We start from the raw sequence: 12,533 nt of genomic DNA on the forward strand, positions 1-12,533 counted from the left end.
TCACGCCGTCACGTCCATCTGGGCGGCGATGCGGTCGGCGCCGCCGCGGGCCAGCCAGTCCGGCAGGCTCGTCAGGCCCGGGTGGAGGGCGCGCAGGGCAGTCAGATCGGCGTGCCAGCCACCGGTTTCGCGGATGAGCCGCCAGGTGTTGGCGAGCTGGGGTCCGATCGCCGCGGCCTCGGCTTCCGAGACCTCGCGGTAGTGGATCGGACGGCCGGTGGCGGCCGAGATGGCGGCGGCCGCCTCGGTGGGCGTCATCGCCTCACCCGCCAGCTCCAGTGCACGACCGTGCCAACTGTCCGGGTCCGCGAACGCGAGCGCGGCGAAGGCGGCGATGTCGTCGATCGCGATCATCTGCAACGGACGGTCGGCCGGGAACAAGTGGCGGTGCTCCCCACCTGCTCGGATGCCGTCCACCGGTGAGCCGTGCATCAGATAGTTCTCCATGAACCGCACCGGCCGCAACAGGGTGTAGCGCAACCCCGCCGCGCGGATGGCGTCCTCGATCCGGCGCTTGCCCTCCTGCCCCCACGACTCGGCCGGGCCCATGGTGGCGATTCCGGAGAACACGAGCTGGTCGACGTCGGCAGCGCGGGCCGCCTCGATCATGGCGATACCGCGGCGGGCTTCGTCACCCGCGGTCCACCCGCTCGGCCCGTAGTCGGCGGGCGGGATGAGGAATACAGCCCGAGCGCCTTTCGCCGCGACGCGCAGCGAGGCGGGGTCGTCGAAGTCGCCGACGACCAGTTCGGCACCCGCCTCGGCCAGGTCGCGCGCGACGGGGGAGTGCGGGTCACGCACGAGCGCGCGAACCCGGTGGCCGTCGGCGAGCAGCTTGCGGGCGGTGACGCCACCCTGCTTGCCGGTGGCGCCGGTGATCAGGACGGGAAGTGCTGACGTCATGGCGGAGGAGCTCCGTTTCGTAGTCGATCCTGTGTCTACAATCGGGTCGTTCGACCCGTATTGCGGACGGTACGGGTGCGCCGACCGGGTATGCCACGTCCGAAGTGGGGAAGGCGTAACGAAATGACGGTCCGAGATGGCACGGAACCGGCGGTACGGGCCGACGCGCGCCGCAACCGGGCACTGATCCTGGCGGCCGCTCAGCGCGCCTTGGCCGAACGCGGCACCACCGTCTCGCTGATGGAGGTGGCCCGCCGCGCCGGTGTCGGCGCGGGCACTGTCCACCGCCATTTCCCCACGAAGACCGCGCTGCTGGAAGCGGTCATGCAGGAGCGGGTCGACGGGCTGGCGGCGCTGGCCGCCGAACACCTGACCGATCCGGACCCCGGCGCGGCCTTCTTCGCCCTGTGCGCCCATGTGATCGTGACGACGCCGGGCAACAAAGACCTCTGCGACCTGGTGCAATCCGACGACGGCTGGCCTCGTGCGCTGCTGCGTGGCGCGGGCGAGCGTTTCCACCGTGCCCTCGGTGCGCTGCTCGTCGCGGCCCAGCGTCAGGGCGCGGTCCGCGCGGAGGTGACCGTCACCGACGTGCTGGACATCTTCACCGGATGTGTTGCGATCCAACGCCATCGGCAGACCGGCGAGCCCGTCGCACCGGCCGTCGCGCTCATCCTCGACGCGCTACGGACGCCGTCCTCGACCGTAACGGAACTCGCGAAAACCGACCGTGACGAAACGGCGAGAAGTAGCGAAAGCCCGGCGCCGTGCCCCGTCTGCCGGGCACCGGTCCACCGACCGGCGGTCGGCAGACCGGCTCGTTACTGTTCCCCGGCCTGCCGCCAGAAAGCCCACCGGCTCCGCAGCTCGTCGAACTCCCCGCGGCTGCGCCGCGCGTGAGCGTCTACAGCAGGTCGCTGACGTCGTCGGGGACGTCTACGGCGTATTTGCGCAGGATGTCCATCGAGATGACCTCGAGGGCATTCTCGTGGGTCGCGGCCAGGACCACCGGCGCGGCGACACCGTCCTCGTGGGCGTGCAGCCACCGGACCGCGACCACGCACCAGCGGTCGCCCGGCTGCAGGCCGGGAAAGTTGTTCTCCGGGCGCGGGGTGCTGAGGTCGTTGCCGATGGACGCCTGATGTTCCAGGAATTCCGCCGTCACCACGGTGCACACGGTGTGGCTGCCGAGATCCTCCGGACCGGTGCTGCAGCAGCCGTCCCGGTAGAAGCCCGTGAGAGGATCGGTGCCGCACTCTTCCAGCGGCCCCCCAAGCACGTTTCGATCGGTCACTCCGCCGATCCTATGGGTGAAACGCCAGAAGTTCCGCAGGACAACGAATCTGTAGTGTTTCCGCCTATCGGCGAACACCTCCGAAAACCACGCCCGACCCGCCGGGACGACGCCGCCGACGTGCCGCGACGAGGCAGCCGAATAGACTCGGCCGAGTGAGTTCGCAAGCGTGGATCCTGATCGCCGCGATCGCCGCCGTGCTGCTGGTGGCGCTCGTCGCGGGTTTCGTCCTGTACAAGCGCCGCCAGATTTCGCTGGCGCCGCCCGAGCCGGACAAGGAGTTGACGGACCGCTCCGGTGGTTACACGGCGTCCGGCGGATTCAGTTTCACCCAGGGCGGGGCGACGGCTACCGCGCCGCGTCCGGAACCCCTGCCGCGCGTCGAGCGCACCGACACCGAGGGGCAACCGCACGTCGGTGACGACGCCGCCGTCCCCCGCGACGCCCCGCGCCGCAATATCACCGATGTGCCGCTGCCCGAGGGCGACGTGTCGGTCGAGGAGCCGGTGGTCGTCCCGGACGACGCCTCCTCGCTCACGACTCCGGTAGCGCCCACCGAACCCGCGCCGGACACACCCACGACGGCCCCGCCCGCCGAGACCGCGCCTACCGACACCGCACCGACGACCGACGCGCCTACCGAGGTCGCGCCGACCGAGACGCCGAAGACCGCGCCCGCGCCGAAGGCCACTCCGGCGGACACCGCGCCACCTGTCACTCCTGCTCCGGCACCCGAAGCGCCGAGCACCGCCCCCGCCCAGCCCCAGGCGACCACCGAGATCGAGGAGATCGACCCGACCACCGGTCGCCTCGTCCGCCTGCGTGGCCGCCTCGCCCGCTCGCAGAACGCCGTCGGCAAGAGCCTGCTCGGCCTGCTCGGCGGCGGCGACCTCGACGAGGACTCCTGGGAGGAGATCGAGGACACCCTCGTCCTCGCCGACATCGGCACCGCGAGCACCGCCGCCATCGTCACCCGGCTGCGAGAGGAGATGGCCGCGCGCAGCGTGCGCACCCCCGAACAGGCCCGCGCCGCCCTGCGCGACGTGCTCATCGAGGCGCTGCGCCCCGAGCTCGATCGGTCCATCCACGCGCTGCCGCACGGCGACAAACCGGCCATCCTGCTGGTCGTCGGCGTGAACGGCACCGGCAAGACCACCACCACCGGCAAGCTCGCGCGCGTGCTCGTCGCCGACGGCCGCCGGGTCCTGCTCGGCGCCGCCGACACCTTCCGCGCCGCCGCCGCCGACCAGCTGCAGACCTGGGGCGAACGGGTCGGTGCCGAGACCGTGCGCGGCAAGGAAGCCGCCGACCCCGCCGCCGTCGCCTTCGACGCGGTGACCGCGGGCATCGATCGCGGTGTCGACGCGGTGCTCATCGACACCGCGGGTCGCCTGCACACCAAGACCGGCCTGATGGACGAACTGGGCAAGGTCAAGCGCGTGGTGGAGAAGAAGGCCGAGGTCGACGAGGTGCTGCTGGTCCTCGACGCCACCGTCGGCCAGAACGGCCTGATGCAGGCGCGCGTGTTCGCCGACGTCGTCGACATCACCGGTGTGGTGCTCACCAAACTCGACGGCACCGCCAAGGGCGGCATCGTGTTCCAGGTGCAGCACGAACTCGGCGTTCCGGTGAAGCTCGTCGGCCTGGGCGAGGGTGCCGACCATCTGGCTCCGTTCGAACCGAGCGCTTTCGTCGACGCCCTGCTCGGCGGCACTTCCTAGCACTACGACGCTGCCCGCCCGGTCACCGCGAACCGGGCGGGCAGTGCTGTGTGCAGGGCAGGTACACACCGGCGACCCGCCGCGCGAACGGGCGGCAAACCGCACCTGCGTCCCGACCTCACGGTGAGCTGCCAAGCTGTGGCGAAACTCGCGAAACCTGGTGGCAACACAAGTGGCCGATCCGTTCACGCAGGTGAAACACCACAGCTCAACGGATGAAACACCAAGTCGCGACCCTTCTGTACAGGTCCTTTTTGCCGTCATCGGCGAGGCCCGAGATGAGGAGGAAGACAAGGTGGCATTTCCATTGATCGGTACACCGGATACCGGTGATACCGCTTGGATGCTGGCGTCGGCAGCGCTCGTGCTGTTGATGACGCCGGGTTTGGCGTTCTTCTACGGCGGCATGGTCCGTGGCAAGAACGTGCTGAACATGATCATGATGAGCGTCTCGGCCATGGGGCTGGTCACCGTCCTGTGGTGTCTATACGGGTTCTCCATGGCGTTCGGCGAGGACAAGGGCAACCTGGTCGGTGACCCGCTCCAGTACTTCGGTCTGAAGAGCATCTTCGGTGGCACCGCCGCCGATTCCCCGGGCATCCCGCTGTTCACCGCGACCCCGGAGGACCCGACGGCCCCGATCACCTCGGGTATCCCGCTCACGGTCTTCGTGGCCTTCCAGCTCATGTTCGCGATCATCACGGTCGCCCTCATCTCGGGTGCGGTCGCCGACCGCCTGAAGTTCGGTTCGTGGCTCGTCTTTGCCGGAATCTGGGCCACCGTCGTCTACTTCCCCGTCGCGCACTGGGTCTTCGCCTTCGACGGCTACACCGCCGAGGCCGGCGGCTGGATCGCCAACAACCTCAAGGCCATCGACTTCGCCGGTGGTACCGCCGTCCACATCAACGCCGGCGCCGCCGGTCTGGTGCTGTGCCTGATCCTGGGCAAGCGCAAGGGCTGGCCCAAGACCCCGTTCCGTCCGCACAACCTGCCGTTCGTGATGCTCGGCGCCGGTCTGCTGTGGTTCGGCTGGTACGGCTTCAATGCCGGTTCTGCCCTCGGGGCCAACGGCATCGCCGGCGCCACCTTCCTCACCACGACCATCGCCACCGCAGCCGCGATGATGGCCTGGCTGCTCGTGGAGAAGATCCGCGACGGTCACCCCACCTCCCTGGGCGCCGCCTCGGGCATCGTCGCGGGTCTGGTCGCCATCACCCCGGCGTGTTCCTCGGTGAACGTGATCGGCGCCCTGGCCATCGGTGTCGTCTCCGGTGCGCTGTGTGCCCTGGCCGTCGGCCTGAAGTTCCGCTTCGGCTTCGACGACTCGCTCGACGTGGTCGGCGTCCACCTGGTCGGTGGTCTGGTCGGCACCCTGATGGTCGGTCTCGTCGCTACCAGCGAAGCCCCGGCGGGCGTCGCCGGCTTGTTCTACGGTGGTGGGGTCGAGCAGTTGAAGCTGCAGGCTGTCGGTGCCTTCGTGGTTCTGGCCTACTCGCTGGTCGCCACGGCCGTCATCGCGTACGCGATCAAGTTCACGATCGGCCTGCGCGCCAGTGAAGAGTCCGAGGCCGCGGGCCTCGACGAGTCCGAGCACGCGGAAACCGCTTACGATTTCGCTGCTGTGGGTGGCACGGCACGCTCGCTCGTCAAGGAGGCATGACGAACATGAAACTGGTTACGGCAATCGTCAAACCGTTCACGCTCGAAGACGTCAAGACCGGGCTGGAACAGGCAGGCGTGCTCGGCATGACCGTCAGCGAAGTCCAGGGCTACGGCCGCCAGAAGGGGCACACCGAGGTCTACCGAGGTGCGGAGTACTCCGTCGACTTCGTGCCGAAGGTGCGCGTGGAGGTCGTCGTCGACGATGCCTCGGTGGAGAAGGTCGTCGAGGTGATCGTCGAGGCCTCGCGCACCGGCAAGATCGGTGACGGCAAGGTGTGGGTGACCCCGGTGGACACGATCATCCGGGTCCGCACCGGCGAACGCGGTACCGACGCACTGTAATTCGCCGCAGTCGCACGGCGAACGATCGAGCGGCCCCGCTCCTACCGGATTCGGTCGGGGCGGGGCCGCCCGCATGAATGGGTGGTGGGGCAGTGGAACAGCGCAAGGGTGGAACACAGAACAACGCGGCGGCAGACCTGGTGAAGGCCAGAGCGGCGCTGCTCGAAGGCGCGGGCACCCGCAATCCGCGGCTCGACCCACAGGCTCTGCGGGCCGCGCTGGTCGACCTGTTCGACCTGTGGCTCACCAGCAAGGGCAACGAACTCGGCATCACCTCCGACAGCGGGCTGGCTCTGGTGGCCGTCGGTGGGCTCGGCAGGCGCGAGATGCTGCCCTACTCCGATCTCGATCTGGTGCTGTTGCACGACGGGGTCGACCAGTCCGTGGTGGCCGAGGTGGCCGACCAGCTCTGGTATCCCCTGTGGGACGCCCACATCAAACTCGACCACAGCGTGCGCACGGTGCCGCAAGCGCTTCGGGTGGCCGCCGACGACACCATCGCCGCGCTGGGCATGCTCGAGGCCCGCCACATCGTCGGCGACGAGGATCTGAGCAATCTGCTCATCGGTGGGGTGCGCCGGGAATGGCGCACCGGCATCCGTTCCCGCTTCGACGACCTCATCGCCCAGGCGAACACCCGCTGGCAGCGCAGCGGCGAGATCGCCCACCGCGCCGAACCCGATCTGAAGAACGGTCGCGGCGGGCTGCGTGACATCCAGCTGCTCGATGCCCTCGCCATCGCCCAATTGACCGACGCCGTACCGGGTTTGGGCCCCGAGGTGCCCGGCGGCGGCTTGAAACAGGCGCACCGCCGCCTGCTCGACGTGCGCACCGAGCTGCACCGCGTGGCGGGTCGCGCCCGCGACCAGTTACGCGCACAGGACGCCGACGAGATCGGTGCCGCCCTGCGCATCGGCGACCGGTTCGACCTGGCCCGCACGCTCACCGATTCGGCACGCACGGTGAGCTATTCGACCGACGTGGGTCTGCGCACCGCCGCGAACGCGCTGCCACGGCGCGGACTGGCCCGGCTGCGGCGCCTCCCGGTGCGCCGTCCGCTCGACGAGGACGTGGTCGAGCACGCCGGTGAGGTGGTCCTCGCCCGCGATGCCCGCCCGCAACGCGACCCCGGCCTGATCCTGCGCGTCGCCGCCGCCTCGGCCCAGACCGGGCTGCCGATGTCGGCGACCACGCTCAATCGGCTCTCCGAAGACGCTCCCGAACTGCGCGAACCCTGGCCCAAGGACGCACTCGACGACCTGCTCGTGCTGCTCGGCGCGGGGCGCGGTGCGATCGACGCGGTGGAGGCCCTGGACCGAACAGGCTTGTGGGGCAGGCTCTTTCCCGAATGGGGTGCGGTCCGCGACCTGCCCCCGCGCGACGCGCTGCACACCTGGACCGTCGACCGCCACCTCATGGAGACCGTCGCCTACGCCACCGGCCTCAGCACCCGCGTGGCCCGCCCCGATCTGCTGATCCTCGGCGCCCTGCTGCACGACATCGGCAAGGGACGCACCGGCGACCACAGCGTGGTCGGCGCCGAACTGGCCACCCACATCGGGCGCAGGCTCGGCCTGTGGCCCTCGGACGTGCGAACTCTCAGCGCTATCGTGCGCCACCACCTGCTGCTGCCCGACACCGCGACGCGGCGCGACCTCGACGACCCGGCCACCGTCGGCCACGTCGTCGACGCGCTCGGCGGCGACGTGGGTCTGCTCGAACTGCTGCACGCCCTGGCCGAAGCCGACTCGATGGCGACGGGCCCCGGTGTGTGGGGTGATTGGAAGGCCTCGCTGATCGGTGAACTGGTTCGCCGGTGCCGGCTGGTGATGGCGGGAGAGCCGCTGCCGCAACCGGAACCGATCGACCCCGAGCTGGTCGCCAAGGCGGAGGCCGGCGGTGTGCACGTGACGCTGAGCGCGGGGGAAGGCAAACACACCCACGTGGTCACCGTCATCGCGCCCGACGAGCCGGGTCTGCTCGCCGACGCGGCCGGAGTGCTGGCGCTGCATTCACTGCGGGTGCTGTCGGCCTCGCTCGGTGGGGTCGGTGAATCGGCGATCAACACCTTCGTCGTCACCCCGAAGTTCGGCGACCCACCCGACGCGGGTCTGCTCCGCCAGGAACTGATCCGCGCCATCAGCGGTGCGCTGGATCTACAAGCGGCGCTGGTCAAACGCGAGACCGAGACCGTCGGCCGCTACGCGCGCGCTCAGCCGCGCCTGATCTGGCAGTCCGCACCCGCACCGGGACAGGTGATCCTGGAATTGCGCGCCGAGGACCGGGTCGGGCTGCTCAGCAGGCTCGCGGGCGCGTTCGCCGCGGCGGGCGCGAATGTGCGCTGGGCCAAGGTGGTCACGATGGGCACAGCCGTGGTCGACGCGTTCTGCCTCGAACTCGGTGACGCCGACAGCCCTGCCCTGCGCGAACGGATCGAAAAGGCCGTTCTCGACGTGGTTCCCCGCCCGGCACCGCCGCAGCAGCCCGCCGAGATCGGTTCGGACGCCTGAAACGTTAGGACACGGTTTACTCACCGATTGCTATCGGGTTGCTACGTATTGGTTACTCGCTGCCCGATAAGTCGAAACACGACCTATAGCATTCGAAAGGTCCGGCTGTCACTCGTTCGAGGGGAGCTGATCCGTGGCTATCGAAGTCGTCTCCGCATCGATGATGACCAGCGACGCGACCGCGCACATCGCGCGCTGCGTCGGCGGTGACCTGTGGGTGGTTTCGTGGTTGCCGGGCCGCACCCTCACCGGTGCTCAGGCCCTGGCCGCGATGACCATCGCCTCGACCACCGCCCACCACACCGATTCCGCCGAATCCGAGTGGAACCGGATCGAGGCGCTCTCGCGTGAGCTCGGCCTCACCGGGCGCGAGGCGGTGTACCTGGTCAACATCGAGAACCACGAATTGCGCCGCACCGCGCCACCGCACGTGCGCTCCGGGGAATAACACCCATTACCCTGGGAGGGCAATAGAGGTCCCTTTCAGATCAGGAGCGCGATCGGTGTTCGAATCCCTGTCCGACCGGCTTACCGGTGCACTGCAGGATCTGCGCGGTAAGGGGCGGCTGTCACCGGCCGACATCGACGCCACCGCGCGCGAGATCCGCCTCGCCCTCCTCGAAGCCGACGTGGCGCTGCCCGTGGTGCGCGGGTTCATCGCCAATGTGAAGGAACGCGCCAAGGGCGCGGAGGTCTCCGCGGCGCTCAACCCGGCCCAGCAGGTCGTCAAGATCGTCAACGAGGAACTCGTCGCCATCCTCGGTGGTGAGACCCGGCGCCTCAACCTGGCCAAGAACCCGCCGACGGTCATCATGCTGGCCGGTCTGCAGGGCGCGGGTAAGACCACCCTCGCGGGCAAGCTCGCCAAATGGCTCAAGGGGCAGGGTCACCAGCCGCTGCTCGTGGCCTGTGACCTCCAGCGTCCCGGCGCTGTCACCCAGCTGCAGGTCGTCGGTGAGCGTGCGGGCGTGCCCGTGTTCGCCCCGCACGGCGGCACCTCCATCGGCGGTGGCGAGAACCCGCTCGGTATCACCGCCGCCGACCCGGTCGCGGTCGCCGCGGGCGGTATCGAAGAGGCCAAGGCCAAGCAGTACGACGTGGTCATCGTCGACACCGCCGGTCGCCTCGGCATCGACGAAGAACTCATGCGCCAGGCCGCGGGCATCCGCGACGCCGTGAACCCCGACGAGACCCTCTTCGTGCTCGACGCGATGATCGGTCAGGACGCGGTGAGCACCGCCGAGGCCTTCCGCGACGGTGTCGGCTTCACCGGTGTCGTGCTCACCAAGCTCGACGGTGACGCGCGCGGTGGTGCCGCGCTGTCGGTGCGCAATGTCACCGGCGCGCCCATCATGTTCGCCTCCACCGGTGAGAAGCTCGAGGACTTCGACGTCTTCCACCCCGACCGGATGGCCTCGCGCATCCTCGGCATGGGTGACGTGCTCACCCTCATCGAGCAGGCCGAACAGGTCTACGACGCCAAGCAGGCCGAGGAGACCGCCCGCAAGATCGGCAGCGGTGAGCTCACCCTCGAGGACTTCCTCGACCAGATGCTGGCCATCCGCAAGATGGGCCCGATCGGCAACCTGCTCGGCATGCTGCCCGGTGCGGGTCAGATGAAGGACGCGCTCGCGGCCGTCGACGACAAGCAGCTCGACCGCGTGCAGGCCATCATCCGCGGTATGACCCCCGCCGAGCGCGACAACCCGAAGATCATCAACGCTTCCCGCCGGCTGCGCATCGCCAACGGCTCCGGCGTGCAGGTCTCCGAGGTCAACCAGCTCGTCGACCGGTTCTTCGAGGCCAAGAAGATGATGGCCATGATGGGCCGTCAGATGGGTCTGCCCGGCGCGCGCCGCGGCAACAACAAGAAGGGCAAGAAGGGCAAGAAGGGCGGGCGCGGTCCCACGCCGCCGAAGATGCGCGGTGGGTTCCCCGGTATGCCCGCCGGTATGCCGCCGGGGATGGATCTGTCGCAGATGCCGCCCGGTCTCGACCAGCTGCCGCCCGGTCTCGAGGGCATCGATCTCTCGCAGCTGAAGTTCCCGAAGAACTGAGCTGTGTTTTTGGAGCGTTGGCGCGCTCGAGTCGGCGGCCCCTGAGGTCCCGACGATCAGGCACCGTGGCTTGCTCCTTCGTCGCCTACGCCACGGTGCCTGATCGTCGGGACGGCCGCCGACCGCCGCTTCGCGGCGTCCCCTCCTCGGGGTCGGGGAGGGCGGGGGCAGGTTTGGTCAGAGCAGCTTGGGGATCAGGGCTTTTCGGTTCGCTGGGTAGTCGGCGAATTTCTCGCGGTACCAGCGGTGCGTGGCGAAGGCGCGTGGCACCAGGTTGCCCGCGGTGATCAGGAAGATCGCCACGCCCGCCAGTGACCAGGTGAGCAGTGCGAACCCGGCCCACGCGATCAGCTCGCCGAGGTAGGCCGGGCTGCTGACGAAGCGGAAACCGCCGCCGTGCGGGACGCGGTACTCGGCGGCGCCCGGGTCGTTCTTGTCCCGCAGATTCCGCACGATCGACTCCGAGCGCACCAGCAGCGCGAAGCCGCCCAGGTACACGACCAGCCCGATCAGGAAACGCGGGTCGGTGAGCCAGGCGGTGCCGTACTGATTTTTGTAGTCGTTGCTGAAGAACGCGCCGTTGAGATAACCGTGCAGCGCCGTCACGAAAACGCCCGCTCCGACCACCGACACATTGAAGGTGCTCTTCTTGCCCGGCACCTGCCGGATCGACAGCGGGAAGAACCAGCCGCGATTGCCGTAGTGCAGTACCCAGATGGCGGCCAGCACCAGCGGGACGGGCTCGAAGCGGTCGGGTCCGCTCAGATAGAACACCGCGAACACCACGGTCGCGGGCAACTCCATCAGCCACCAGCCCAGCTTCGGGTTCAGGTTGAAGCCCACCGCGTTGGAGGCGAAGCGGCCGTACGGGCTCTGCGCGAACAGCCCGCCGACGATGACGAACGCGGCGAAGCCGAACGCGATGGTCAGCACCGTGTCGTAGGTCGTGTTCCCGGTGTACCAGTCCATCGAGATCCTCTGTCCAGGCGTCCGGCACGATCGCCGACGCAAAACTAGAACACGTTCTATCATGGATCGCGCAGGGGAACGCGACAATGGAGGACGCAGATGCCGCTCGACCGGACCGCTGAAGACCTGCTGGCGGCGGTGCTGGCATCCCCGCGCGCCGTGGCGGCCCACGACAAGACCGCCTGGGTCGGGCTGTTCGCCGAGCAGGCGGCGGTGCACGACCCCTACGGCTCGCGCGCGCACATCGGGCCCGAGGCGATCTCGCGCTTCTACAACGTCTTCATCGCGCCCAACACCATCGCCTTTCGGGTCGAGCGCGACATCGTCGCCGGGCACACGGTGGTGCGCGACCTGCACATCGAGACGACCATGTCGACGGGTGCGACCGTTGTCGTGCCGATGCATCTGCGCTACGACCTTGTCGCGACGGATGGTGGGTGGCGGATCATCCGGCTTGCGGCACACTGGGAGTTGGGGGTGATGGTCGGAAGGTTGTTGCGGACCGGGTCGGCCGGTGTGCTCGCGGGGGCGAAACTCGGGCCGCAGCTGGTCGGGGAGCTTGGTATGGGTGGGGCGATGGGGATGATGCGGGCGTTGCGTGGGGTGGGCGGGCGTGGGAAGCGGATCGTTCGGGGGCTGTTCGTCGCGGCGGCCGGCGGGGACTCGGGGCGGGTTCAGGAGTTGCTCGGGCGGGCGAGTGTGCGGGTGGCGTCGGGGAATACGTTGAGTTCTGCGGAATTCGGTGAGATGGTGCGGTCAATGCGGTGGGGCAAGATGATCGCGGCTGGTCGGACGGTGAGTGTCAGTGTGCGGATGGGGGAGTCGGGTGGGGTGGTGTTCGTGGACTTCGCGTCGGGCTCTTCGCGTATCGAGCGTGTGACGGTCTACCTCGAGGGCTGAGGTATCTGGAGTGCTGGGGATTGTGGGGGCGAAGACCCTCGGGGTTTTGTGCACCACAAAGGTATTGGGCTGTATTTTTGGAGCGCTGGCGCGCTCGAGCGCGGCCCCTGAGGGGCCGCGCGAACAGCGCTCGAGACTCGCGCTTCGCGCATGCGCTTCGAGCGCTGTTCGCGCG

11 protein-coding genes are annotated in these 12,533 nt (G+C 69.0%); 8 read left to right on the forward strand and 3 right to left on the reverse strand.

What is annotated here, in order from left to right; all coding sequences use genetic code 11:
- Entirely contained in the window at nucleotides 1-903 is a 903-nt protein-coding gene (locus LDL21_RS06690; protein WP_225279177.1) for an NmrA family NAD(P)-binding protein, read from the reverse strand.
- 123 nt (nucleotides 904-1,026) lie between these two features.
- Between LDL21_RS06690 and LDL21_RS06695 the strand changes: the two genes are divergently transcribed.
- The gene (locus tag LDL21_RS06695) at nucleotides 1,027-1,803 is read left to right on the forward strand and encodes a TetR/AcrR family transcriptional regulator (RefSeq protein WP_225279178.1); all 777 of its coding nucleotides are present in this window, start codon (nucleotides 1,027-1,029) and stop codon (nucleotides 1,801-1,803) included.
- Nucleotides 1,804-1,807: 4 nt separating this feature from the next.
- On the opposite strand, the gene LDL21_RS06700 is transcribed toward LDL21_RS06695, so the two are convergent.
- Nucleotides 1,808-2,197, reverse strand: coding sequence for a DUF2237 family protein (locus tag LDL21_RS06700; RefSeq protein ID WP_019048221.1), 390 nt, complete (start codon nucleotides 2,195-2,197; stop codon nucleotides 1,808-1,810).
- A 155-nt stretch (nucleotides 2,198-2,352) separates the two neighbouring features.
- Here LDL21_RS06700 and ftsY point away from each other — a divergent pair, with 155 nt between their 5' ends.
- The 6 genes from ftsY to ffh all read left to right on the forward strand — a co-directional run bounded on the left by ftsY (nucleotide 2,353) and on the right by ffh (nucleotide 10,489).
- Nucleotides 2,353-3,918 (forward strand): signal recognition particle-docking protein FtsY, encoded by a 1,566-nt coding sequence (ftsY, locus tag LDL21_RS06705; protein WP_225279179.1) that lies wholly within the window; start codon nucleotides 2,353-2,355, stop codon nucleotides 3,916-3,918.
- A 295-nt stretch (nucleotides 3,919-4,213) separates the two neighbouring features.
- Nucleotides 4,214-5,578: an ammonium transporter gene (locus LDL21_RS06710; protein WP_067493415.1), complete on the forward strand. Its 1,365-nt coding sequence runs from the start codon at nucleotides 4,214-4,216 to the stop codon at nucleotides 5,576-5,578.
- A 5-nt stretch (nucleotides 5,579-5,583) separates the two neighbouring features.
- Nucleotides 5,584-5,922: a P-II family nitrogen regulator gene (locus LDL21_RS06715; RefSeq protein ID WP_067493492.1), complete on the forward strand. Its 339-nt coding sequence runs from the start codon at nucleotides 5,584-5,586 to the stop codon at nucleotides 5,920-5,922.
- 77 nt (nucleotides 5,923-5,999) lie between these two features.
- A complete protein-coding gene (locus LDL21_RS06720) occupies nucleotides 6,000-8,432 on the forward strand; it encodes a [protein-PII] uridylyltransferase (protein WP_255674291.1) in 2,433 nt (810 codons plus the stop codon).
- A 133-nt stretch (nucleotides 8,433-8,565) separates the two neighbouring features.
- Nucleotides 8,566-8,880: a hypothetical protein gene (locus LDL21_RS06725; RefSeq protein ID WP_225279181.1), complete on the forward strand. Its 315-nt coding sequence runs from the start codon at nucleotides 8,566-8,568 to the stop codon at nucleotides 8,878-8,880.
- A gap of 55 nt (nucleotides 8,881-8,935) precedes the next feature.
- Nucleotides 8,936-10,489, forward strand: a complete 1,554-nt coding sequence (gene ffh / locus LDL21_RS06730; RefSeq protein WP_181700910.1) for a signal recognition particle protein — start codon at nucleotides 8,936-8,938, stop codon at nucleotides 10,487-10,489.
- A 177-nt stretch (nucleotides 10,490-10,666) separates the two neighbouring features.
- Here the strand turns inward: ffh and LDL21_RS06735 are convergent, their stop codons facing one another.
- A complete protein-coding gene (locus LDL21_RS06735) occupies nucleotides 10,667-11,458 on the reverse strand; it encodes a phosphatidylethanolamine N-methyltransferase family domain-containing protein (protein WP_067636757.1) in 792 nt (263 codons plus the stop codon).
- A gap of 99 nt (nucleotides 11,459-11,557) precedes the next feature.
- Between LDL21_RS06735 and LDL21_RS06740 the strand changes: the two genes are divergently transcribed.
- Nucleotides 11,558-12,358 carry a nuclear transport factor 2 family protein gene (locus LDL21_RS06740; RefSeq protein WP_225279182.1) on the forward strand — a complete coding sequence of 267 codons (801 nt, stop codon included), beginning with the start codon at nucleotides 11,558-11,560 and terminating at the stop codon, nucleotides 12,356-12,358.
- Nucleotides 12,359-12,533: the final 175 nt, after the last annotated feature.

This window comes from Nocardia rosealba (genome assembly GCF_020216065.1).
Lineage (GTDB): Bacteria > Actinomycetota > Actinomycetes > Mycobacteriales > Mycobacteriaceae > Nocardia > Nocardia rosealba.